Below are 23,676 nucleotides of genomic sequence, written 5' to 3' on the forward strand. Positions count from 1 at the left end.
GGTCATCCACCCCCTCAGCGCGGCAGCAGCGGCCACTGCTGCGACAGCCGCTTGGCGGCCTCGGTGACCGCCGAGTCCGCGCACTTCCCCGCGAGGCCGTCCAGATAGGCGTGGGCCGCGGCCTCGTACAGGGCGTCGACGGCGTACAGGCGCGCCTCATGGGCCGTCCGGCGCGCTCCGGCGCGGGCGTCCAGGGTGGCCTCGGCCTCCTTGGCCCGCTCGACACCGGCGGTGTCCGCCTCGGTCTGCTCCTCCAGCTCCCGCAGCTGCTCGGCGGTGGTGCGGTACGCCGCGAGATACGGGTGTTCCTCGCCGAGCCCGAGCAGGAAGGCGATGCCTCCGGAGAGCAGCAGCAGCGCGACGAACATCAAGGAGACGCTGTGCGGGTCCAGATTCAGGGACTCGATGAGGCTCGGCTGGTTGCCGATGCTGTCCCTGACGTCCTTGGGCACATCGGCCGGCAGTTCCAGCGGGGGCTCTTCCTGGAACGCCACCTTGGCCCGCAGATCGCCCAGCGCCCAGGCCCCGTACGCCCATACGCCGATCAGCGCGAGGGCGGGCACGGCCGACAGCCGGACCGCGCCGGTGACGGACCGGCGCCGCAGGATCCGGCCGCCGATGTGCGGGGCGAGGATCATCGCCACGGCGACGGCCACGGTGAGGCTGACGGAGAGCAGATTGGCGAAGGCCCCGACGCCGTGCAGATTCTCGAACACGGTGTAGTAGACGGGAAACTCGACCGCGATCAGCAGCCCCAGCACCCCGATCTTGATCCAGCGCGGCATACCGGGGCGGGCCGCCGCGCCCTCCCAGGCCGCCCTGGTGGACAGGGCCCGGTCGGCCAGGACCCGGTCGAACCCGTCGGCCTCCTCAGCCGCCGGGTCGCGCTCCGATATGGCCTGCCAGCGGGCGTGGTCCCGGGCGGTCTGCGGCTCGTCGTCGCGGTGCTGGGCGGCGGCTCGGCGGTCGGCGGCGGGGCCCTGGGGTCCGTTCCCGTTACTGGTGGCGTCGGTGCCGTCGGTCCAGTCGGGGGGCATACGGTTGCGCAGCCAGCGCCGTTCGAAGCTGCCCCGCACGGTGTCGCGGAAGGTCTGCCACCGGTCGGCCCGCCGCGCCAGCCGGTCCAGCTGCGCGGTGGTGACCATCTGCTGCCGCTCCAGGACGGTGCGCCGCCGGTTCGCCCGCTCCAGCCGCTCAGCCGCGGCGCTGGAGGCCGCCCGCATCCGGCCTGCTTCCAGCGCGCCGGCCTCGTCGGCCCGCGCCGACTCCTCGGTCAGCCGGTGCTTGACGCCGTCGCGCAGGCTGGCCAGTTCGGCGAAGTACGAGATCCGGTCGGGGCTCGCCAGCACCCAAGGGTCGTAGACCTGCCGCTCGCCGGCCGCCGCGCCGTGCTTACGGGCCTGGTCGCGCAACCAGGTCCTGTCGCCGGCGCGGATGAGGTCCGACTCGACAGGCTCCGGCTGCGGCAGGGACCCGTCGGGGAAGTGGCGCGCGGCGGCGCGGCCCCGGCGGCGCCCGCGGTCGGAGTCGGGCCTGCGGCGGCGCAGTCTCAGCCGCCGCGGCTCGTCCTCGTCGTCGCCGCTAACGGTATGTGGTGTGGACACGTGCCTTCACCCTCCCCTCCAGGAGCTCCGTCCAGAAGGAGTTGAACTGGTCGTACCGTGCGGTGTCGGTGTGGTACTTCATGCCGTAACCCACCGGATAGATATCGGCGCCGGACAGCTCCGGCTCGTGGTGGGACTTGAGGAAGGCGTCGATGGTCTTCGCGCGGCTCGCGGCGGTGGACAGGTCCTGCCGCCCCAGCCGGAAGTCCGGGTCGCCCTGGTCGAAGTCGCTCACCACCAGCACATCGAACGAGTCGTCGTCGCCGCCGGACGGTTTGGTCAGCGCGATACGCGACAGGCCGCCCAGCACATCGGAGCCCGGCTCCTCGTCCTGTGCGCAGCGCAGCAGCTTCTGCGCGCTGGACAGGGCGACCGCCCGCATGGCTTTACGGGTCCGGTCGCGGTCGGCCGTCTTCGAGGTGTCCGGGTCCAGGTCGAGCGGGCTGACCTGGCACTTGGACGCCTGGGAGACCTTGGTGATCGGGGCGAAGGACGTCTTGCGGCACTTGTTGTCCGTCAGGAAGGTGTTCAGCGTCGCGTTGAGCTTGGCCTTCGCGTCGAAGCCGGTCTTGTTGGCGGCGGCCGAGCCCGAGCCGTCCACGACCACTCCGCATGCCTGGGAGTAGCGCTCGGGTTCGTTGGACACCGCGTCGCAGGCGGTGGCGGCGGTCGCCGCGATGGTGAGCACCAGGGCGGCGGTCAGCGCGCGGCGGGGGGCTCCTCGGCGGGGGGCCGGGCGCTGTGGGCGGCGCGGGAGTTCGGGGGTTGGGTTGTTGACGGTCATCGTGTACTCCTCCCGTCGACGCGGTGGGTGCTGTGGGTGTTCTGCCGCTCGAGTATCTGGAGCGCCCGGGACGTGGCCGTCCGGGCGTCCTCGTCGTCGGCCAGCAGCCAGACGTCCGGCCGGTGCCAGGACGGGTCCAGCTCCACCCGGCCGGGCAGCCAGTCGCCGGGCGGGCGCCCGGCGAGGCGGATGAACTGGGGGTGAGTGGCGCGCACCGCGTCCCAGTAGCAGGCGAGTTGCTGGTTGGCCTGGTCGGCGACGGCCTGCGCATGGGAGCGGCAGCGGTCGACGGTCGTACGCCACTGGCCCACCCACTGGCCGTACCGTGCGAGCGCGGCGGGCCTGGGGTCCTCGCGGACGTCGTACTGGGTGACCACGCGTACCGACTCGGCGCGCAACTTGCTGATGAGGGCGTGTTCCTGCCCGATCATCGAGGAGCGCATCTGCTCCATGGCCCGGCGGGCGGTGGTCCGTACCTCCATGACGTACGCGGGGAGCGGCAGTTCGTCCGGGTCCGGGGGCTCGAAGAGTTCGGGCGGCGCGTTGTGCCGCCCCTCGAAATACCGGACGGGGATGCGCGGCACGCCCCGCTCGCCGTCGCGCTTCCCTCGCCACTTGGCCCTGAAGCGCGCGATACGGCCGAGGTGCCCTCGTCGCACCACGCCGTTGACGCTGTCGGATCTGATCATGGATTTCTCTCCCCCGATTTCCCTCGGCATGGAATTCGGCTACGGATGGCCGCATCACGGGAGCGGCATTCCGCTTCCCTCCCCGAAGCGGCACGGCAATCGAGCCGAATACCTGTTCAGACCGTAGCGGTCAGCTCATACCCGGGAATGCTCCCCGACCGTGCCACTCCCGAAAACGCCCGGAAGCCGCCCGGAGAACGCCCCTGTAGTCGCCTGACGCAGGGTCATACTGGAATGGTTCCGAGGACTTCATGTCATCGATTATGGCGATCATGGAATATCGATCATGGAATTGGGAACGGGTTTGGCCCAGCCGGACGGGAAAGGAGGCGGGCCGGTGGAAAACGCCCCTACGGGCCGGGAGTCGGTCCGGGAGCCGGTGCTGCTCCGGGTCAGCCAGACCCACTTCCCGGTCGAGACCCTGGGTCCCGGGCGGCGGCTGGGCATCTGGCTACAGGGATGCGGGCTGGCCTGCGCCGGGTGCATGTCCCGGCACACCTGGGACCCGCAGGGCGGCACCTCCCGTACGGTCGCGTCCCTGCTCGACCTTTGGCGCGCGGCGCTGGCGGATGGGGCCGACGGGCTGACCGTCAGCGGCGGCGAACCGCTCGACCAACCGGCGGGGTTGGCCGCCCTGTTGGCCGGGGCGGCGGAGGCCCGGGCGGCGTCCGGCCGTGAAGTCGACTTCCTCCTCTACACGGGATACGAGGAGGAAGAAGTGGAGCGCGACCCGGCGCGCTCCGCCGCCGTCCACCACGCCGACGTCGTGGTGACCGGACGCTTCCGGGTGGCCGAGCCCACCGAACTGATCTGGCGCGGCTCGGCCAACCAGCGCATGCTGCCGCGTACGGCACTGGGGCGGGCGCGCTACCAGGAGCATCTGGCCCGGACGGCGAGCGGATCCCGTCTGCAAGTGGTCGAGGGGGAGGGCGATGTGCGGCTCTACGGAGTGCCGCGGCGCGGCGAACTGGCGGCGCTGGAGCGCCGACTGCGGCGGGTGGGTATCCGCCTCACGGGGCCCAGCTGGCGGCCCTGAGCGGTGGCGGTGGCGGGGGTGGGGGTGGTCGGGGCCGTCGTCGCGGTCCCGGTCGGGGTGTGTGCTGCGGTCGGAGTCGGCACGGTCGGCGTGGTCACCGCGACCAGAGTCGGCCCGGTGGGCGTCGACGCGGCCGGAGTCAGTACGGTCGGCCCGGCGGCAGCGGGAGTTGGCGCGGCCGGAGTCGCTGCGACCGACGTCAGCACGATCGGGGTCCGCACGACTGGCGGCGCCATGCCCGGAGTCCGCACGACCAGCCACACCACAGCCGGAGCTCGCACGCCCGGCGTGGCGGCTACAGCGCGCCCACGGCCTCGGCTATCTCCCGGCTCCTGACCACCAGATGCACCCGCCAGCGCGCGTCGCGGGCGAGTTCGTCGCGGATCGCCCAGCGCAGCCAGGTCGCGCTGACCGACGGCGGCAGACCGCCCCGCCCCGCGCCCAGCAGCGGGAAGCAGATGGACGACAGGGCCGGCTGGTAGCGGTCGCGCTCCGCCCGGGCGAGTGCGAAGCAGGCGCTGACCGCGCGGGCGATGCTCTCCGGGCGTACGTGGTACGTGTCCTCCTCGGGCGTGGCCACCGCGGCGTGGTAGATCCGCCGGACGCCGCGCGCGGCGAGCGCCCCCGACGAGGTGGGCACCACCGTGCCCGGCCGGACCGGCAGGCCGGGGCGGCCGTGGGCGCGCAGCCACGCCGCGAGTTCGCGTGCGAGTACGTCGTCGACGATCTCCCCGGCGGGGTCGCGTACGGCGGCGGCGAGGCGCAGCGCGCCGGAGACGGTGGGGCGGAAGGTCTTCGACATCTCCAGGTAGACGTTCTCCGAGGAGACCAGCACCTCGATGTCCCGCAGCAGTTCGATGGGCGACACATGCACGGTGAATGTGCTACGCGCGTCCACCACCGGCACGCCGTCGACCCGCAGCGGAGGCTCCTGACCCGCCCGGCCACCCGGTCCGCCCAGCCCGATCGGCCCGCCCGGCCCGTGGGTCAGCTCACCCTGCCCGCCCGGCCCGTCGGAGGGCGGCGGGCCGCCCGACGGCTGTGCGCCGGAGAAGCCCAGCCGTTCCCGCAGGACGGTCAGCACGGCCTCGGCCAACTGCTCCATCACCTCCCGTTCCTGCCGCTTGCGGAACCCCTCGGTGCTGACGCCGTACACCGCGGCGGCCAGCTTGCGGCGGTCGGCGGCGGGGTCGCCCCGGCGGTCGGGGAGCAGCCCGAAGGTGTGGGCGGCGGCGCGGCCGTGCACACCGTTCTCCCCGAGCCGCCGGACGGCCTCCTTGAGCAGGGCCTCGATACCGGCCGGGGCGTCGTCGGGGCCGTCGCAGAAGCCGCCCGCCACGGCCGCCGCGCGCAGCGCCGGCCGATCTGTTCTGCGCAGGTCGGCCAGGCCCGGTCTGCGGATGTCTTTCAGTTCGTTCAGGAGTTGATCGTATGTGGGCAGATCTGAGGGCCATGTCTCCTGACTCATGGTCACCAGGCTAAGACTTGATCCGTAATTCCCGTAGGAGGTGCGGACTGCATCCGGTTCGGCTGGTCCGGGCGCTCCGGCGTGGTCACCTTGCGGTGTCTCGCCCCCATAGCCTTCGGCATGGGAGGTGCCCCCTGGGGTTGCTCGGGGCCTGTCCGGAATTCGGTGAGCAGAGGCCAGCAGTTCAGCGGGCTGCCGCAGGTGTTGTACCGGCGAGCCGGTGGTCAGCACCTCACGCGGTTGACTCACACAGGCCGTCTTCTCGGCCACCACCGACCCTGCCAGCTCGCCAGGTCGGCGAATTTCGGAACACATTTCCGAATTCCGAGGCCATGACTTTCTTGATCAACGGAGACCACCCCCGTCCACACACGAGGTGACCAATATGACCCAGCCCCTCGAGGACCCGCCCGCCACGGAATACGAAGAGCAAGAGGACCCCGCCCCCGGCGAGGAACACCGCACGCCGGACGACTTCCAGGAATACGGCGCCGGCCCCCCGCCCACCGAACACGAGGAACCACCGCCCCCATCGCCCCCGCCCAACACCTCTGCCGCCGCGGCGGCCGGAGCGCTCACCGAGGACGAGCTCCCCGGGGCGGGGCCCGCGCAGGTCGCGCACGGGGGACGCGATCTGCGCGGGGACACCGCCCTGCTGCCGCTCTCGCTGCGCGACCGGTTCCGGCTGCGGGCCGTGCTGCGCCGCCCCGAGCATCCGTACCAGGCGGCCGTCTACCGCGTCGAGGACGACCGCGGCACCCACATCCTCAAGTGGTACCACCGCGGCCACGGCCCGGACCGCACCGTATGGGAGCTGCTGCGCGACCGCCGGCGCCAACACCTCACCCACTTCACCGAGACCGACGAAACGGGAGCGGACGGCCATCCGTACGACCTGACCCCGTCCTACGGCGAGACCGACCTGGCGCGCTACCTCAGGGACAACCCGGGCCCCGTCGACCCCGGGCTCATCCAGCGCGTCGTACGGCAGCTGCACGAAGCCCTCACCACCCTGCACGAGCTGAACATCGTGCACCGGGACCTCAGCCCGGCCAACGTCGTGCTCGGCAGCCTCGACCCGGACGCCCCGAACGCCCCGGACCTCACCCTCGTCGACTTCGCCGTCTCCGCCCACGAGCCCGCCGAGCGCTACACCCGCAACGAGCGCTGGGTCGGCACCGCGCTCTACATGTCACCGCAGGCGTCGCTGCGCAACCAGCTCATCCACCCGCCCGCCGACTGGTGGTCGCTCGGGATGATCGTGGCCGAGATGGCCGGCGGCCGGCACCCCGTCCCGTTCACCGACAACGACTTCGTACGGGAGGAGATCAGCTCCCGCGCCCCGGACCTGGTGCTGGTCACCGACGCCCGGCTGCTGCTGCTCTGCAAGGGGCTGCTCACCCGCGACCCCGAGCACCGCTGGGGCACCGACGAGGTGGCGCAGTGGCTGGTGGGCGGCGCGCCGCCGATCGCCCCCTGGGAGGAGGGCACCGCCCCCGGCGCATCGGACCCGGCCGAGGACCCGGGCATCGAGCCGTTCGCGTTCCTCGGCGAGCAGTACACCCGGCCGAAGCAGCTGGCCAGGGCGTTCAGCGAGAACTGGCGGCAGACCCAGCGCACCCTGGGCCGGCGGCGCAGCCGAGGGGAGTTCACCGGCTGGCTGCGCCAGTTCGAGAACAAATCGGGCTTCGACGCCGACGAACTGGCCGCGCTGCTCGCCCTCCTGGAAGCCGAGCCCAGGCCCGCCACGCTGGTCCGGCTGATCTCCTGGCTCGGCCCCACCCTCGACGCCTCGTACCGCGGGGTGCCACTCGATCCGACGGGGCTGGGCGGATTGCTGCGGGCTGCCGGGCGGGGCGACGAGTTCTCCCTCTCCCTCGTCAAGGACCTGCAGGACCACACCATCCTGCCGCTGCTGGAGCAACGGCCCGGCGGTGAAGGGCTCGCCAAGGTGCACGAGCGGTGGCTGACGGCCCGGTCCCGCTGGGAGCACACCGTCGAGCAGGTGATCACGGAGTCGCCCCTGCTGCGCGCCGCGCGCGCCGAGGTGCGCGCCGCCACCCGGCTCGACCGCACCCGGCTCACCGCGCTGCTGTCGCAGGCCGCGGCCCCTGAGGCGCTGGGGCGGCAACTCAGGGACCGGACCGCCCGCATCCAGGCCGCGCTGGAGCAGCCGGTGCCCTGGTACGACCGGCTGCTGCGCGACCCGGACGACCTGGTGCGGCTGCAACTGGCCGAGTGGCTGGCCGGGTACGCCGCGCAGGAGTCGGCCGAGGCGCAGGGCCGGGTCGACGAACAGCGCGCCGCCCTGCGCACCGAGCGCGACCTGGACGTGGCCACGCTGTGGGTGCGCAGAGCGGACATGCTGCCCACGCTCGGCTGGGCCCTCGGCGGGGCCATGGTCCTGGTCTGCCCCTGGATTCTCGTGATCGGCCTGAGCGACCTCGCGGGCTGGGCCGCACAGAGCACCGTGCTGACGGCCTGGATGCTGGCCCTCCCGGCGGCGGCCGCCGTCCCGGCGTTGGAGCTGTGGGCGGCGTACCGCATCGGCAGCCCCTTCTACCACCCGCACCGCTCCCTGGCCGGGCTGCTGATCCGCCGCGCGCTGCCCGCCGCCCGCTTCATACGCGCCCCAGGCGTCCGCTTCCCGGTCCGCGGCCTGCTGATCCTGCTGCCGCTCGGCCTGATGTGGCTCACCGTGGTCTACGCCGCCTGGGTGTGGCCGCTGGCCACTGTGGCCGCGCTCGCCTGGTGGACCTGGCACCGGCTGCGCGGCTGGCGGCGCTACGTCGCGGAGCTGCGCGGCCAGGACGACCGGGCCCACCCCGGCCGCTGGACGACGGCGGCCACCATGCCACAGACGGGACACCACCTATGAGTTCAGGAGTAGCCGTCCCCGGCGTCGACGACGTGATCCCGACCTTCTTGTCGGAGCCCCCTCCGGCTCCGGGGGTGTCCGACGCCTTTCAGAACGCGGTGCCGGACAACGGGGTGTCGCAACACATCACGGGCCACATCGACACAGGTGTCGGCGACCACGTGGCCAACGCGGTGCACAACGCCGCCGGGCACGCGATGGACTCGGCCATGGACCAGCTGCACGACATGGTGGTGCCCGCCCTGATCGGCCTGAGCGCGCTCGGCGGCGCCCTGCTCGTCGGCCGCGCCGCCATGGCCGGTGCGCAGCTGCTCTCGGAGGCCGTCATCCGCGCCGCCGCGCACCAGGCGGAGCTGGAGCAGCGGCAGCTGGACGCCTGTCAGGCGGCGGCGTGCTGGAAGGACGCCGCCTTCGCCGCGGCCCGCGCCAACGCCCGTATCGACTCGCTGCACGCTCGGTTCCGGCGCACCGCCCCGCCCACCGGCCCCGACGGTCCGTCCGGACCACCCGGCACGCCCGGTACGCCCGGCCTGCCCGACCTGCCGCCACCGCTGGACCTGAACGGTGCGAGCCTGGAGCAGATGTGGCACCGGCTGGCCGAAACCGACCGCCGGCTGCGCTGCGCCGAGGCCGCGTACGCACGGGCGACGATGGCGGCCGCCGTCGGCCCGGTGTCCGTAGCCCATCCCGACACCGACGACGGCTGGCACGCCAAGCTGCGCGCCCGACGTCAGCAGGCGCTTGCGGAGTACGAGCAGGCCGCCACCGGGGCCGAGGCACCACCGACCGCCGCCGCACAGCAGCAGCAGCAGCAGCAGCAGCCGACCGTGGCGGCGGGCGCGCTCACCGAGGACGAGGTGGTACGGCGGGGCGCCGAGCTGCTGGCCACGCTCCCGCACCACATCTCCGCGGCGGACTACCGCCTGGTGGAGGAGCAGATCGCCGGCGCGGTGAAGGTCGTCGGCCGGCGGCCCTCCATGGCCAAGCTCCATCTGCGGCAGGCCGCCCACTTCGCCAAGCAGAAGACACACGAAGCCGAGCAGCGGCGGGAGCACGAGGAGTGGGCGGCCCAGCAGCTGGCCTTCCTCCGGAACGTCCCGCCCGGCATCCCCGGCCCGCTGCCCGACGCCACGGCGGAAATCGCGATCCTGGAGGGAATCCTGGACAAGGGCGGCGCCCTGGTGGACGCCGAGCGCCAACGGGTCAAGGCCCGCGTCGGCGAGCGAGTCAAGGAACGGGTCGACGCGTACGAGCGCGCGTACGCCGCGGAGGTGATCCGCGCGGCGGTCAAGCGCTCGGAGCCCGAGGCGTTCACGCACTCCACGTCCGGAACGGTCCGGGTGATCGACTGGACTCCACCGGGCTGGGGCGAAGAACACTGGCTCCGCGTCAGCGTGGACGTACACGGCTCCGCCCGGGTCGCCACCATGCACCGCGAACGCGACCCGGCCGAGGAGACCGACGCCGACCGCGCCCTCGACCGGAAGCGCTGCGCCCAGGCGTCCCAGCACCTGGAGGCGTTGGGGCGGCTGACCAAACATGCGGGGCTCAGCCTGGAGTTCGACCTCGGGCAGCCGCCCGAGCAGCCGGCCCGGCCCGCGACGTCCCGGTCGACCCGTTACAACCCGCCCCCGCTCAAGGCCCGTTACCAGGACAACGAGGAGCGGCGTCGATGACCACGCCCGAGCCAGGAAAGCCACCCGCGTCCCCGGCCGCCGGCCGCCGGGAGCGCGCCCTCCCGGCCTTCACCGAGGAACTGGTCGGCACCCTCAGCGTGCAGTCCCAGTACGTGCTGCACGGCAGCATCCGGGACCTCCACCTCGTCCGGCACGACAAAGACCCCGACGAGGGCGGCGCGGAGCGGCAGTACGACGACCACCACACCCTCACCGAGGTCCTGTGGAACGCCCTGCGGGAGGAGGGCTACGAGGTGCTGATCCGCTTCGACATCGCGGACGGCTTCACCGTCGTGACCGGCCGCGCGCCCAAAGACGACCCCGTGGCCAAGGAGGTGCGCGAACTGCTGCACGGCCGGGACGCCCCCAGGGCCGCCCGCGCCCAGCGCACCGACACCCCCGTACCCCTGGCGGAGGCCGAACGCACCCTGCACTCGATCGTCACCGGCTGGAAGCAGCAGGTGCAGCGGGCGAAGAAGACACCCGAGATCCGTACGCGCCCGGAGACGCCACAGCGGCAACACCCGTACCGCGTCGTGCTCCTGATCGACTACGCCGCCCGTATCCCCACCGATGTCACCCACCTCAGCGACCCGGAGCGGGACTTCTTCCTCAACTGCCTCAAACTCGCTGAGGAAGCCCGGCCGATCCCGGACCCGGACAGCGGACGGCGCCTGTTCAACCCCGTGATCTGGCTCGCCGACGGCGAACGCGACCTGCCCACCTGGCTGGTGGCGGGCAGCGAGCGGGTCCGTACGATCGGCATCCCGCTGCCCGACCTGGGCAGCAGGCGGCGCATGGCCCAGCTGCTCGCGCAGGAGCACATCGCCAAGTCCGGCGGCGGCAGCGAGGACACGAACGGGCAGGTACGGCTCGACAAGGAACGACTCGACGGGGAACGGCGGCCGGACGAACACGACGTCGACACCTTCGCCCGGGCCACCGCCGGGCTGACGCTGCGCGCGATGCGGGAGAGCGCCCGTATGGCCCTCGACCGCGGACTGTCGTTCGCCGAGATGCGCGACGCGGTGCGGATCTACCAGCTCGGCGTCAAGGACAACCCCTGGCAGGCCGATTACGTCCGCGAGCAGATCAGGAAGGGCGAGGCGTACATCCGCTCGCGGGTGAAGGGCCAGGAGAAGGCGGTCGGCAAGACGCTGGACATCCTCAAACGCGCCGCCCTCGGCCTCTCCGGCGCCCAGGCCTCCCACCCCGGCAGCCGCCCACGCGGTGTCCTCTTCTTCGCGGGCCCGACCGGCACCGGAAAGACGGAGCTGGCCAAGTCGGTGGCCACGGTGCTGTTCGGCACCGAGGACGCCTGTCTGCGCTTCGACATGAGCGAGTTCTCCTCGAAGCACTCGGTGGACCGGCTGCTCGGCGCGCCACCGGGATATGTGGGCTACGAGGCGGGCGGCGAGCTGACCACGGCGGTGCGCAACGACCCTTTCCGGGTCGTGCTGTTCGACGAGATCGACAAGGCCGACAAGGCCGTGCTCGACAAGTTCCTCCAGGTGCTGGAGGACGGCAGGCTCACGGACGGGCAGGGGGTCACCACGTACTTCAGCGAATGCGTGCTGATCTTCACCTCCAACCTCGGGGTCAGGAAGCGGACGGGTGAGGGCCGGCGCGAGGGGCGGGTGGCCGAGCCGGGTATGCCGTACCACCAGCTGGAAGAGATCATTCTGAGCAACGTCAAGGAACACTTCGTCGAGGAGATCGGCCGCCCGGAGCTGATGAACCGGCTCGGCGGCAATGTGGTGGTCTTCGACTACATCGACACGAAGGTGGCCGCCGAGATCTTCAACTCGCAGATCGGCAACATCCAGCGCGTGCTGCGGGAGGAGCAGGGCGTACATCTGCGCCTCTCCGACGACGCGCATCAGGCGCTCTCCGCCTACTGCACGGCCGACGTCGACAACGGCGGCCGGGGCATCGGCATGCTGCTGGAGACCCACCTGATCAACCCGCTGGCCCGCGCGCTCTTCGACCAGGGGGAGTTGGCGGGCACGGTGGTCACGGTCACCGGCGTACGACCGGCCGGGGACGGGACGGTGGCCCTGGACCTGCGGGTGGTACGGGGTGGTGGCCGGTGAGCAGGGACTGGATGCCCATTCCCGATGCTGAGGACGACGAGGAAGAACAGGGACCGGGACCGGGACCGGGGCCGGGACCGGAACCGGGACCGGAACCGGGACGGGAACCGGAACAGGAACCCGACCCGAGCTCCGGGGTGGAGACATCCAGACCCTGCTGGAACTGCCGTGAGCAGGTTGCCCCTCGGGACCCCCGCTGCGCCGCCTGCGACAGCACACGCACCCATGTGCTGCTGATCTGCTCCGATCCCTGCCTGGAACTCAGACACGGCACCGACGCACCGCTCACCCTGGGCCGGCACCCGGACTGGGCGCCGGACACCGCCGCCGTCTTCGCCGACCGGCCGAAGGTCTCCCGCCGCCATGTGTCAATCACGGTGGAGCCGGACGGGCGCGCCTGGGCCGAGGAGCCGCCCGAGGGCAGCCACAACGGCACGTTCATCAACGGCGCCAAGCTCATGCCGGGCGTCCGTACCCCCCTGCGCGACGAAGACCAACTCCGGCTCGGCCTGCGCATCACCATCACCGTACGGCTGTACGGCCCGGGCCCAAGCCCCGACTGACCCCGACCGGAGCGCGGGGCGGCAACCCCCGTGCCGCCCCGCGCGCTCACATCCGCATGCCGGGCGGCACGATGACCGCCCGCAGCGGAGCCAGGAGTTCGTTGGCCACGCTCGCCCCCTCGAAGGTCCCCAGGTTGTGGGCGTAGTCCGGCACCGCCTTCAGCGGCTCCGCCCCGCAACGGTCGCCGAACAGCACCAGCGCTCGGCGGTCCCGGTGCCGCCGGGACTCCCATATCAGCCCCTGGGCCTCCGGCGCCTGGCGCCGGATCTCCCGCGCCCAGGCGCGGGTCTGCGCATAGCCCGGCCCATCGGTCTCCAGCAGCCATGAGTTCTGGAACACCCCGGCCAGGTCCTCCTCCTTGACCAGCCGTACCAGCGTGAGGTCTTCGGTCACCCGCAGCTTGGAGAGCGAGCGGATCGCGGCCTTCGCCCACGGCACCTGACGCATCCCGGCCGGCCAGGTGAACTCCATGTCGCGCAGCAGCACCTCGGCCAGGGTGGTGGCCGGTTCCAGGGCCGCGTACAGATACGGATACGGGTCCTCGGCCGTGCCGTCGAAGCGGCTGCCGCCGAAGTGGGAGTGCGAGGTGACCGGGTTGAACTCGGTGCAGCAGTACGCCGTTTCATGGCACCGCCACAGCTCGGTGCCCGCCTCCAGACCGATCAGGGTCGGGTTCATCCGCGCGTCCTCGTTGGGAGCCTGCTCTACCATCGCCCGTCCCCCACCAACGCGGCGGCGGCCTCGGTCAGCAGCGCGTCCGGCACCCGCCCGACGAGGGTGGCGGGCGTGTCGCGCAGCCAGGAGTTGCCGGCGAGCCACCAGTCCGCGGCGCCCCAGGGGTCCTGGTCGGAGAGCAGCAGCCTGTTGATCCGCTGCACGACCGGATGGGGCTCGCCGGTATCCGGATCGAACTGGAAGTCCGGGTAGCGGTCCCCCAGCTCGGGGTCGGTCAGCCGGATGAGCCCGGCCCTGGCCGGGTCCTGGGCGGCGGCGCCCGTGAGCTCTTCCGGCCCGCGCGCGGGAGTGGTCAGCAGCCGCCGTCTGACCCCCCGGGCGATCTCCGCGCTCGCGGGGTCCAGCGTCGGCCAGTCCACCGACTCCAGCAGCCGTATCAGCTCGTCCAGCTGGGCCGCGTCCGGCAGGACCGCCGCGGGGGCGGCGCCCGCCGACCGGAACTGGTCAAGCCGCCTGCGCAGTTCGTTCTCGCGCGGCAGCGGCAGCAGACACAGCCGCACCTCGCGCAGCGCGAGGCGCATAGCCCGCCCGTCGTCCCCGACCTCCGCGAGCCGTCGCACGCTGTCCTGGAAGCGGGCGAACTGCGGGGCGGTGAGCGAGGCGCGGATCTCCGGCAGATACCGGCGCAGCAGTTCCATCAGATCGTTGGTGGTCATGCCCGTCCTCCCGGCACGGCGGCCTGGGCCGCGGGGTTGCCCTGGTGGATGAACCCGGCCCAGGACACGACCCGGGCCAGTCCCCTCACATTGCCCTCGGTCTCCGCCAGCAAGTCCCCTGTCAGCCCGGGCACGGGCCGCCGATCCGGATCCAGCATCCACAGCTGAGCCGCACGCAACGCATCCGGCGGAGCCAGTCCGGTCACGGTCAGGTGATGGTGGAAAACCACCATCAGCGCGGCGGACGCACTGTCCGACACCTTCCACCGCGAACCCACCACGTCCGTGGCACCGCGCGCCAGCAACGCCGTCGTCGGGGTCAGCGCCTCGTCGTGATCACGGCTGCTGAGGTCCGTCTCACAAGCACTGAGCACGATCAACGGCCCGGTAGCGACCCGATCCTCACCGGACACGGCCGGTACGTCGAGGATGCGGGTGACCGTCAGCCGTCCCTCGGCGAGATGGAGAGCCGAGTCGGTGGGCCGCAGCCCCGCCAGGCCATGCACCACAAGATGCAGCAGCGAGGCGGGGGACGCGGCGGGGCTGCCGGGCAGATGGCACAGCACATCCTCGGGCGTGCCCGAGGCGTCTTCGGGCGCGTCCTCATGCCACCCGTACAGCAGCGCATCGGGATAGTAGGCAGCCCGCAGACCCGCCACCTCGTCCTCCGCCCACATCAGATCGCCACTGGGATCGGCCACCAGCACCGCACGCTCACCGACCGCCATCCGGCCACGCCCCGCCGCCCGCAGAAACTCCCCACCGGACGCGGCGTACGACACGACCACGCTCTCGCAGACGTACCGGTGTCCCCGTGGCGCGGGGAGCCGCGCGGCGTGCCAGGGAACGGCGCCGAGGTTGCCGCACGGCACGAGGACGAGCCGAGCGGGGCGGCCCGGTTCGCTGTCCGCCGTACGGACCCCCAGCGCGTCCAACACCGGCCCGAACACCTCCGAGCCCGCCCAGTCGCACAGCCCCTCCAGCGCGGCCTCCCACTGCCGCTGAGCCTCGTCGCGCGCGTCCAAGTCCCCCTCAGGCAGCGCCGACCGCCGCGCACCCGCGTCCAGATAGCGCTCCAGAGCCTGCCGACCCTGCGCGCCGAGCCCCGGCAGCGGCAGCGGCAGCGCCGTTGGCTCCCCGGTGCGCCGTACGAGGATGGCCGCGCCGTCCTCAGTGCCCTGCCCGGGCATCAGATAGACCAGGGCAACGGCACCGGCGGCCCGCAGCCCCTCCCGCAACTCCGCGAGCCCGGGCGTGCCGAGCAGCCCGCGCAGCCCCTCGGAGCCGTCGCCGTCAGGCAGCCGCAGGGCGTCCAGGGCGCGGCGGCGCAGGGTGCTGGGGATGGTGAAACCGGGGGCGGCCCCGGACGGAACGATGCGCGCGAGCGCGCTCCGGAGCTCTTCCATGGAGCCGGAACCCATCCCCGTACTCGTACCTGCTCCGGTACGGATATCCGGGCGGCTGGCCGTCGGCGCGGCCTCGGCCGGGAGGCCCGCTACGGCGTTCCGCCACTGCTCGGCCAGCTCCGCCTCACCCCGGGCGGCCAACTGCTCGGGAACCCCCGCCGCAGCCGCCGCCGCACGCAGCACCAGCCCCCGACCATTCTCCAGCGACTCCACTGCCTCACCGACCCGCCCGTCCACAGCTGCCCACTGAGCAGCGAGCAACCCACAGCTGGCCCCCGCCCTCGCCGCCTCAAGGCCGTGTTCCGCACCGAGTTGCAGCAGCACGTTCTCGGCGAGCACTTTCAGCGACTCCTGCGCCGCGCCGACCGCCGCGCCCAGATCATCGCGCTCCCGGTCACCACGCTCCTGATATGCCTTGGCCAGTTCCCACAGCACACTATTTCTGGTGTCCGGGCTCATCCGCTCGGTGAGGTCGCGGCGGGCCTGTTCCAGCTCGCCGACCGCCTCCTCCAGAACGGAGCGGTCGCCCATCGGCTTGTGCACGGCCAGCAGCGCGGACGCGATGGCCTGCCGGGTGCGCACATGCTGGTCGGGGATCGTGACGGGGCCATCCAGGGTTCGCCGGACCTGGGCCACGGCCTCCAGGACACGTGGCGGGTCGGGTTCGAGCAGAGAGGACACACCCAGCATGGCCACCTCAAGCGCCTCCTTCATCGGCCGCAGGGCCGCCGGGACGCTCGGATGCTCCATCGTCTCCTCGAAGTAGGCGAGGGCGGTGCGCAGAGCGTTCATCCCGCCGTCCAGCAGGGCCCAAGCCCCATGAGCGAGGCCGAGAAGATAGAGAACCAGGATTCGCCACTCGCTGTGTTCGTCGCTCTCCCCGAGCAGGTCCAGCGTCTCCTCGATCACGCCCTGAAGTTTTTCGGAATCGCCTTCCTCGGCTGCCTCGGCGATGCGCAGCTGGAGATGTGCGCACCGGGTGAACCCCTGCACAGACCGCAGGAGCCGCAGGAACGACGGGTTGGTGGGTGCCGAGCGCGGCATGACGGAAGCAAGGTCGATGAACTTGTCGAGCCGAGCCCGCATCTGGTCACGATCAGCGAGGTTCCCGCCCATGGTGAACGTCTCGCCCAGCGCGCCGAGCGAGAGAAGTTCGCTCAACCAGTTCGTCCGCTCCGAGCTGTTGCTGGCCATCACACCGCCGAGCAGTTCCGCCGCCTCGGCCGGCAGGTCGGGGTCGCCAGTGCGCATGCCGTGCAGCAAACGACCCAGCGCGGCCCACCAAGCGATGTCCGCTTCTTCGCCCTCGCTCCCCTTGCCCAGCGCTTCGACCAGCGCGGGCAAGTCGTCGGGCCGGACAGTGCCGGGATTGCTCATCTCGATCATGGCGATGGTCTGTGCCAGCGTGGTGGCAGCCGCCTCATCCGTATCCGTGACCACGATCGGGGTTATATGGGCGTCGGGTTCGCCGGTAGCGAACTCGGTGACCAACTCGGAGACCGTGCTGCTCAAGGACCGCAGGTAATCAGAGTCTGGGCTCTCCAGCATCGATGCCAATCGCTCAAGTCGCGCAGCCAGGTCGTCGATCCGGATCGCGCCCTCGGAGCGCGCGATCTCGATCATGTCCAAGTTCTCGATCAACCGCCTCATGGGTTCAGCGAAGCCCTCTGGCGATTCCGATACCAGGCCGGCCAGCAGCCCACGCAGCTCCGTCAGGTCAGCGATGGTTTCCGGATCGCCCGCAAATATGTGGCGGCCCAGATCGAAGACCTCCATGATCTGGTCGAACTTGCCCTCCCACCCATGCATCGAACCGGGCGGCGACAACAAGACCACCAGCCGGATGGCGGCGACCCGCCCCTCCTGCGGATCGAGCACCCTGGTGGCGCGGACCCCGCGCAGCAGCCGCAGCCCACGGGCCCGAAGGTCGTCCGTGGGATTCCGCGCGTAGAGGTCGGCGTACAAGCAGCCCAGCCGGACCCGTACGGTGCACAGCAGCGGATCGCCCTCCGGGACGACGGCAGCCAACTCCCCGTCGAGCGCCTCCAGTTCTCGCAGGGCGCTTTCGAGCAGCGTGAGGTCGGTCTCCGCACGCGGGCGGGCGGCGCCGGACGGCGTTCCGTCGGCGGACGGATTGTCGAGCCGCCAGGGGGGACTCAACGTCGCAGCCTTGTCCGCGGCCCGTGCCGCCCTGCCGCGTGACGCCCCGACCGGACCCTGCTCTTCCGCCAGCGCGTCGGCAGCCGGATTGCCCTGGTGGATGAACCCGGCCCAGGACACCACCCGGGCCAGCCCCCGCACATTGCCCTCGGTCTCCGCCAGCAACTCACCCCTCAGCCCCGGCACCGGGCGCCGGTCCGGGTCCAGCATCCACAACTGCGCGGCACGCAACGCATCCGGCGGAGCCAGCCCCATCACGGTCAGCTGGTGGTGGAAGACCACCATCAGCGCGGCCGACGCACTGTCCGACACCTTCCACCGCGAACCCACCACATCAGTCGCCCCGCGCGCCAGCAACGCCGTCGTCGGGGTCAGCGCCTCGTCGTGATCACGGCTGCTGAGGTCCGTCTCACAAGCACTGAGCACGATCAACGGCCCGGCGGCGGCCCGGTCCTCAGCGGACAGGACCGGTACGTCGAGGATGCGGGTGACCGTCAGCCGCCCCTCGGCGAGATGCAGCGCCGAGTCGGTGGGCCGCACCCCGGCCAGACCGTGCACCACAAGATGCAGCAGCGAAGCGGGCGATGGACTGCCGGGGAGGTGGGAGAGCACATCCTCCGGCGTGCCCGCCCCTTCGGGCACGGTCTCGTGCCACCCGTACAACAGAGCATCGGGATAGTACGCGGCCCGCAGAGCCGCCACCTCGTCCTGCGCCCACATCAAATCCCCACTGGGATCGTCCACCAACACCACACGCTCACCGACCGCCATCCGGCCACGCCGCACCGCCCGCAGAAACTCCCCACCCGACGCCGCATACGACACGACCACGCCCTCGCAGACATACCTGTACGCCGATGGCGCAGGGAGCCGCGCCGCGTGCCAGGGGACCGCGCCGAGGTTGCCGCACGGCACGAGCACGAGCCGGACAGGGGCCTGCTCATCCGGCCCCTCCGCCGTACGGACCCCCAGCGCGCCCAACACCGGCCCGAACACGGCCTCGCCCGCCCAGTCGCACAACGCCTCCAGCGCGGCTTCCCACTGCCGATGAGCCTCGTCGTACGCGTCCAAGTCGCCCTCAGGCACCGCCGAACGCCGGGCACCCGCATCCAGATAGCGCTCCAACGGCTCCCGCCCGGGCGCACCGAGCCCCGGCAGCTCCAGCGCTGTCGGCCGACCCGTACGCGGTACGAGCACGGCCGCACCGTCCGCCGCGCCCTGCCCGGGCACCAGGTAGACCAGGACGTCGGACCCGACGGCCCGCAGTCCCTCCCGCAGCTCGGCGACCCCGGGGGCGCCAAGCAGGCCGCGCAGCCCCTCCGCCCCGCCGCCGTCAGGCCTCCGCAGGGCGTCCAGGGCGCGGCGGCGGAGGGTGCTGGGGATGGTGAGGCCGGGGGCGGGGTCGGCGGTCGGCATGATGCGGGCGAGCGCGGTCCGGACGTCTTCCGGGGTGCCGGTGCCGGTGCCACCGGTCGTCGGCGCGGCCTGGGGCGGGAGGTCCCGTACGGCGTTCCGCCACTGCTCGGCCAGCTCCGCCTCGCCCCGCGCGGCCAACTGCTCCGGAACCCCCGCCGCCGCGGCCGCCGCACGCAGCACCAACCCCCGACCGTTCTCCAGCGCCTCCACCGCCTCGGCGACCCGCCCGTCCACAGCAGCCCACTGAGCAGCGAGCAACCCACGACTGGCCCCCGCCCTCGCCACCTCAAGACCGTGCTCCGCGCCGAGCTGCAACAGCACGTCCTCGGCGAGCATCCGCAGCGACTCCTGCGCTGCGCCGACGGCGGCGGCTTGGTCGTCGCGCTCCTGGTCGCCGCGCAGGTGGTACGCCTCGGCCAGGTCCCACAGCACCTTCTGGCCGATCTCCGGGCCGGCGCGGTCGGTGAGGTCGGTGAGGTCGCGGCGGGCCTGTTCCAGTTCGCCGATGGCCTCGTCCAGGACGGCACCATCACCGGTCGACCTGTGAACGGCCAGCAGCGCGTAGACGAGGGCCTGCCGGATACGGACGTGCCAGTCGGCCGTCGAGGCGGGGCCCTCCAGGGCCCGCCGGGCCCTGGCCACGGCTTCCCTGACCCGCACGGGGTCGGGTTCGACCAGGGAGAACAGGGTCAGTGCGGGGGCCCAGGCCGCGTCCATCATGGGCCGGGCGAAGGCCGGGACCTTCGGGTCCCGCGTCGCCTCCTCGAGATAGGCGACGGCGGTGCGCAGGGCGGTGGCCCCGCCGTCCAGCATGGCCAGGCTCAGCTGGACCTGGCCGAGCAGGAAGAGCACCAGGAACCGCCATTCGCCGCGGTCGTCGGTCTCCTCCAGCAGGTCGAGCAGTTCACCGAGCAGGTCCTCGAGCTTTTCGCTGTCCCGCTCGCCCAGGGCCTGGTTCGTACGCATATGAACATGCATGCACTGGTTGCAGATCCGCAGCCCCGCCGCGCCGGGCCCGGTGGCGTGTGCCGAGTCGAACACCGAGGAGGCGGGGTCAAAGAGCCTGTCGAGTTGGGCGCGCGCCTGGTCGCGGTCCTTGAGGTTGCCGCCCAGTGTGGTGGCCGCGGCCAGCAGACCGGGGGAGATGAGGTTGGCCATCCAGTCCACCCGGCCGGATCCTCCGTCGCCCACCGCCCCGTTGATCAGCTCCGCCGCCTGGGCCAGCCGGTCGGCGTCGCCCGTGCGTACGCCGTGGGCCATGCTGCTCAACGCGGCCCGCATCGCGGTCTCCGCCTCTTCGCCGTCCGGGCCCTGGCTCATCGCCTCGACCAGGCTGCCCAGGTCTTCCGACCGGATGGTGCCGGGGACTTGGAGCTCCATCACAAGGGCCAATTGGGCGAACGTGAGAGCTGCCTCTTCGTCGGTGAAGTCCGTCGGCGGCTCGGTCCCGCCATCCTCGCCCGCTCCGTCCGCGGCGAATTCGGCAGCCATGTCGCCCAGCGTCCGCAGCAGCTCGGAGTGGCCGCCAGGCAGCCGCTGCGACATCTGGTGGGCCATGTCGGCCACTTGCTCGAGGTCCCCGGAGTGCGCGACGGCTTGGGACCGCTCAAGGGTCTCGGCGATCCACGACATGGGCTCGCCGACCTTCTCGGGCAGCGCCGACGCCAGTTCGGTCAGCAGTCCGACCAGCTCCGCGAGGTCGCCGGTGAGTTCCGGGTCACCCGCCGATATCCGGCGGCCCAGCTTCAATGACTCCATGAACTGGGACAGCGTGCCGTCCCACCCGGTCACCATGGCGGGGGTCAGCATCAGCTGCGTCTGGTCGAGGGTGGCGAAGGTCCGGTCCCGTGGGCCGAGCGCCCCGGTGGCGCGGGCCGCGCGCAGCAGCCGCAGCCCCCGGGCCCGGTCCTCGGCCGTGGGGGCGCGCTGGTAGCGATCGGCGTACAGGCCGCCGAGGCGGGCCCGTACGGTGCACAGCAGCGGGTCGGTGTCCGGGACGGCGGCGGCCAGCTCCGCTTCGAGTGTGTCCAGTTCGGACCGTACGCGGTCGGCTCGTGCGGGGTCGGGCGGTGCGGGGTCGGGTGGTGCATCGGGGAGACGGTTCGACGCGGTGCACGCCAGGGCCTCGGTCGCGGCCCGTTCTGCCCTGTCGCGTAGCGCCGCGACGTCCTTCTCGTGCATGAGCCCGTCCCCCTTCGCCTCGAAAGGCTTCGTCCATCATCTGCCCACAGGCTCAGACGCAGGAGGGGATTGATCGGCTCTGCCGGAAACCGACCGGAAGACGTCCGCGAATCACCCGGCGTGCTTCTCGCGCAGCACGTACAGGCCCGCGGCCGACGCGAGCACCACAACGCCCGTGCCGATGCTCACGAGCATCTGCGTGACCCCGCTGAGCGTGATGCTGGTGAAGACGTTGGCGACGAGGGCGATGGTCAGGAGGGTCCAGAGCAGAGACTTCATGGTGGGTTCCTTCGGTGAGCGGTTCCGGTGAGCGGTTCCGGTGAGCTTGTGTGATCCACAATGCCGCCCAGGGCCTGGGGTGTTCGAGGGTGCGCCCTCCCGAAGTCATGGTGTAGCGCGCTACACCAAGGCCGGGGTGCACGATCGCCCGCGCCCCCGCGACCGGTCGCCTAGCCTCTTGCCATGCGCGAGACGATGGAGCAGGCGGGGCGGGCCACGGCCCAGTTGATGCGGGCGGCCGCGCTGGCCCTGGTGTCGTATCTCTACATCGCGTTGCTGCTGTTCACCGCCGTCGCGACGGTCCTGGTGGTCGGCGCGGCCGTGCTGCCGGAGACGGTGCTGCTGCTGCGCAGGATGGCCGGGTTCAAGCGGCGGGAGGTGGGGGCCTGGTCGGGGAAGGCGGTCCCCGAGGCGTATGTGCCGCTCACCGGCGAGCTGTCCGAGCGGGTGCGCGCGGCGACCCGGGACCCGAGCACCTACCGGGATCTGCGCTGGCTCTTCGCGCACTTCGGCTACGGCCTCGTCCTCGCCTACGTCTCGCTGATCGTCTGGTCCGTGGGGGTGTTCGTCGACGGGGTGTGGTGCGGGCTGCTCAAGCGCCCGGCCGTGGTACTGCCGCTGCTCTCGCGCCTCGCCGACGTCGACGCCATGTGGTCGACCGCGCTGCTGACCCCCTCCCCCGAGGCCCGGCGCAGCGCCGACCTCGCCGAGCGGGTCGAGGAGCTGACCGTCACCCGCGCGGGCGCCGTCGCCGCGCACGGCGCCGAGCTGCGGCGCATCGAACGCGATCTGCACGACGGCGCCCAGGCCCGTCTTGTGGCCCTGTCGATGCGGGTCGGACTGGCCAAGCGGGCGTACGACAAGGACCCCGACGCGGCGCGCCGGCTCCTCGACGACGCGCAGAACCAGGCCGAGGAGGCGCTGACCGAGCTGCGCCACGTCGTCCGCGGCATCCACCCGCCGATCCTCACCGACCGCGGCCTCGTCGGCGCCGTGCGCGCGCTCGCGGCCAGCAGCGGGCTCGATGTGGCCGTGGACGCGGACGGGGTCGAGGGCAAGGGCGTCGAGGGCGAGGACCTGCCGCGCGCCCCCGCCGCGGTCGAGGCCGCCGCGTACTTCGTGATCGCGGAGGCGCTGACCAACGCCGCGAAGCACAGCGGCTCCCAGCGCGCCCGGGTGGAGCTGATCCGTACGGCCGGGCGGCTGCGGATCGTCGTACGCGACGAGGGCCGGGGCGGCGCCGAAACCCCGGCCGCGGCCCCCGGCGGAGGCATGGGCGGCAGCGGATTGCTCGGGATGCGGCGCCGGGTGGCGGCACTTGACGGGACCATGGAGGTGAACAGCCCCGTCGGGGGGCCGACCGTGATCGAAGTGGAGCTGCCGTGCGCGTGGTGATCGCCGAGGACAACGCCCTGCTGAGGGAGGGGATGGTCCTGCTGCTGACCTCCGCCGGCCACGAGGTGGCCGCGGTCGCCGGCAGCGGCCCCGAGGTGCTGCCCGCCCTTCTCGAACACCGCCCGGACGTCGCCGTCCTCGATGTGCGCATGCCGCCCGGCTTCCGCGACGAGGGCCTGCGCGCGGCGCTCGCGGCGCGCAAGGAGATCCCCGGTCTGCCGGTGCTGGTGCTCTCCCAGTACGTCGAGGAGACGTACGCCGCGGAGCTGCTGGGCGGGGGCGCGAGCGGGGTCGGCTATCTGCTGAAGGACCGGGTCGGCCGGGTCGACGAGTTCCTGGACGCCCTGGAGCGGGTCGCGGCGGGCGGCACTGCGCTGGACCCGGAGGTGGTCACGGAGCTGATGACCCGGCGCCGCGACGACCCCCTGGACTCCCTGACCCCGCGCGAACGCGAGGTGCTGCATCTGATGGCGGAGGGCCGCGACAACGCCACCATCGCGAAGACGCTGGTCGTCTCCGACCGCGCGGTCAGCAAGCACATCGGCAACGTCTTCTCGAAGCTGGGCCTGCCGCCGAGCGACAGCGGGCACCGCCGGGTGCTGGCGGTGCTCGCGTATCTGAACAAGGGGTGACGCAAGGGGTGGCGGAGAAACCGA

The 23,676-nt window shown here is 72.2% G+C and carries 15 protein-coding genes; 7 read left to right on the forward strand and 8 right to left on the reverse strand.

Features of this window, described 5'->3' with window-relative positions; all coding sequences use genetic code 11:
* Window positions 1-14: 14 nt before the first annotated feature.
* Genes ACWDSL_RS07890 through ACWDSL_RS07900 form a run of 3 tightly spaced genes read right to left on the reverse strand, consistent with a single transcriptional unit; the run spans window position 15 to window position 3,077 of the window.
* The gene (locus ACWDSL_RS07890) at window positions 15-1,604 is read right to left on the reverse strand and encodes a hypothetical protein (RefSeq protein ID WP_450482809.1); all 1,590 of its coding nucleotides are present in this window, start codon (window positions 1,602-1,604) and stop codon (window positions 15-17) included.
* Window positions 1,582-2,388: a hypothetical protein gene (locus ACWDSL_RS07895; RefSeq protein WP_450482811.1), complete on the reverse strand. Its 807-nt coding sequence runs from the start codon at window positions 2,386-2,388 to the stop codon at window positions 1,582-1,584. Before ACWDSL_RS07895 ends, ACWDSL_RS07890 begins: the two co-directional genes overlap by 23 nt.
* On the reverse strand, window positions 2,385-3,077 hold the full coding sequence (locus ACWDSL_RS07900; RefSeq protein ID WP_450482813.1) for a hypothetical protein: 693 nt from the start codon (window positions 3,075-3,077) through the stop codon (window positions 2,385-2,387). Before ACWDSL_RS07900 ends, ACWDSL_RS07895 begins: the two co-directional genes overlap by 4 nt.
* Window positions 3,078-3,414: 337 nt before the next feature.
* Between ACWDSL_RS07900 and ACWDSL_RS07905 the strand changes: the two genes are divergently transcribed.
* On the forward strand, window positions 3,415-4,113 hold the full coding sequence (locus tag ACWDSL_RS07905; protein ID WP_450482815.1) for a 4Fe-4S cluster-binding domain-containing protein: 699 nt from the start codon (window positions 3,415-3,417) through the stop codon (window positions 4,111-4,113).
* Between the two features lie 295 nt (window positions 4,114-4,408).
* Here ACWDSL_RS07905 and ACWDSL_RS07910 read toward each other — a convergent pair whose 3' ends face one another.
* Window positions 4,409-5,581 (reverse strand): macro domain-containing protein, encoded by a 1,173-nt coding sequence (locus ACWDSL_RS07910; RefSeq protein WP_450482817.1) that lies wholly within the window; start codon window positions 5,579-5,581, stop codon window positions 4,409-4,411.
* 385 nt (window positions 5,582-5,966) lie between these two features.
* Here ACWDSL_RS07910 and ACWDSL_RS07915 point away from each other — a divergent pair, with 385 nt between their 5' ends.
* The 4 genes from ACWDSL_RS07915 (at window position 5,967) to ACWDSL_RS07930 (ending at window position 12,791) form a co-directional block, all read left to right on the forward strand.
* Window positions 5,967-8,459, forward strand: coding sequence for a protein kinase domain-containing protein (locus tag ACWDSL_RS07915; RefSeq protein WP_450482819.1), 2,493 nt, complete (start codon window positions 5,967-5,969; stop codon window positions 8,457-8,459).
* The gene (locus ACWDSL_RS07920) at window positions 8,456-10,135 is read left to right on the forward strand and encodes a hypothetical protein (protein WP_450482821.1); all 1,680 of its coding nucleotides are present in this window, start codon (window positions 8,456-8,458) and stop codon (window positions 10,133-10,135) included. Before ACWDSL_RS07915 ends, ACWDSL_RS07920 begins: the two co-directional genes overlap by 4 nt.
* Window positions 10,132-12,228: an AAA family ATPase gene (locus ACWDSL_RS07925; protein WP_450482823.1), complete on the forward strand. Its 2,097-nt coding sequence runs from the start codon at window positions 10,132-10,134 to the stop codon at window positions 12,226-12,228. Before ACWDSL_RS07920 ends, ACWDSL_RS07925 begins: the two co-directional genes overlap by 4 nt.
* A 227-nt stretch (window positions 12,229-12,455) precedes the next feature.
* Entirely contained in the window at window positions 12,456-12,791 is a 336-nt protein-coding gene (locus tag ACWDSL_RS07930; RefSeq protein ID WP_450482825.1) for an FHA domain-containing protein, read from the forward strand.
* 46 nt (window positions 12,792-12,837) lie between these two features.
* On the opposite strand, the gene ACWDSL_RS07935 is transcribed toward ACWDSL_RS07930, so the two are convergent.
* From ACWDSL_RS07935 to ACWDSL_RS07950, 4 genes are all read right to left on the reverse strand, one after another.
* The gene (locus ACWDSL_RS07935) at window positions 12,838-13,470 is read right to left on the reverse strand and encodes an RES family NAD+ phosphorylase (protein WP_450482827.1); all 633 of its coding nucleotides are present in this window, start codon (window positions 13,468-13,470) and stop codon (window positions 12,838-12,840) included.
* A gap of 26 nt (window positions 13,471-13,496) precedes the next feature.
* Complete coding sequence (locus ACWDSL_RS07940) at window positions 13,497-14,183, reverse strand: hypothetical protein (protein WP_450482829.1); 687 nt, start codon at window positions 14,181-14,183, stop codon at window positions 13,497-13,499.
* On the reverse strand, window positions 14,180-21,346 hold the full coding sequence (locus ACWDSL_RS07945) for a CHAT domain-containing protein (protein WP_450482831.1): 7,167 nt from the start codon (window positions 21,344-21,346) through the stop codon (window positions 14,180-14,182). Before ACWDSL_RS07945 ends, ACWDSL_RS07940 begins: the two co-directional genes overlap by 4 nt.
* A gap of 111 nt (window positions 21,347-21,457) precedes the next feature.
* Window positions 21,458-21,625 carry a hypothetical protein gene (locus ACWDSL_RS07950; RefSeq protein WP_450482833.1) on the reverse strand — a complete coding sequence of 56 codons (168 nt, stop codon included), beginning with the start codon at window positions 21,623-21,625 and terminating at the stop codon, window positions 21,458-21,460.
* 183 nt (window positions 21,626-21,808) lie between these two features.
* On the opposite strand from ACWDSL_RS07950, the gene ACWDSL_RS07955 reads away from it, so the two are divergent.
* Both ACWDSL_RS07955 and ACWDSL_RS07960 read left to right on the forward strand, forming a co-directional pair.
* Complete coding sequence (locus ACWDSL_RS07955) at window positions 21,809-23,020, forward strand: sensor histidine kinase (protein WP_450482835.1); 1,212 nt, start codon at window positions 21,809-21,811, stop codon at window positions 23,018-23,020.
* Window positions 23,008-23,652: a response regulator transcription factor gene (locus ACWDSL_RS07960; RefSeq protein ID WP_450482837.1), complete on the forward strand. Its 645-nt coding sequence runs from the start codon at window positions 23,008-23,010 to the stop codon at window positions 23,650-23,652. The genes ACWDSL_RS07955 and ACWDSL_RS07960 overlap by 13 nt, the downstream gene beginning before the upstream one ends.
* Window positions 23,653-23,676 lie beyond the last annotated feature (24 nt).

This window comes from Streptomyces sp. NPDC000941, assembly GCF_053599555.1.

What these genes read in the sequence shown, in the direction of transcription:
- ACWDSL_RS07945 (WP_450482831.1), bottom strand. Translation starts at nt 21,346, where the DNA reads ATGCACGAGAAGGACGTCGCGGCGCTACGCGACAGGGCAGAACGGGCC.
- ACWDSL_RS07935 (WP_450482827.1), bottom strand. Translation starts at nt 13,470, where the DNA reads ATGAACCCGACCCTGATCGGTCTGGAGGCGGGCACCGAGCTGTGGCGG.
- ACWDSL_RS07940 (WP_450482829.1), bottom strand. Translation starts at nt 14,183, where the DNA reads ATGACCACCAACGATCTGATGGAACTGCTGCGCCGGTATCTGCCGGAG.
- ACWDSL_RS07950 (WP_450482833.1), bottom strand. Translation starts at nt 21,625, where the DNA reads ATGAAGTCTCTGCTCTGGACCCTCCTGACCATCGCCCTCGTCGCCAAC.
- ACWDSL_RS07925 (WP_450482823.1), top strand. Translation starts at nt 10,132, where the DNA reads ATGACCACGCCCGAGCCAGGAAAGCCACCCGCGTCCCCGGCCGCCGGC.
- ACWDSL_RS07895 (WP_450482811.1), bottom strand. Translation starts at nt 2,388, where the DNA reads ATGACCGTCAACAACCCAACCCCCGAACTCCCGCGCCGCCCACAGCGC.
- ACWDSL_RS07915 (WP_450482819.1), top strand. Translation starts at nt 5,967, where the DNA reads ATGACCCAGCCCCTCGAGGACCCGCCCGCCACGGAATACGAAGAGCAA.
- ACWDSL_RS07955 (WP_450482835.1), top strand. Translation starts at nt 21,809, where the DNA reads ATGCGCGAGACGATGGAGCAGGCGGGGCGGGCCACGGCCCAGTTGATG.
- ACWDSL_RS07910 (WP_450482817.1), bottom strand. Translation starts at nt 5,581, where the DNA reads ATGAGTCAGGAGACATGGCCCTCAGATCTGCCCACATACGATCAACTC.
- ACWDSL_RS07920 (WP_450482821.1), top strand. Translation starts at nt 8,456, where the DNA reads ATGAGTTCAGGAGTAGCCGTCCCCGGCGTCGACGACGTGATCCCGACC.
- ACWDSL_RS07900 (WP_450482813.1), bottom strand. Translation starts at nt 3,077, where the DNA reads ATGATCAGATCCGACAGCGTCAACGGCGTGGTGCGACGAGGGCACCTC.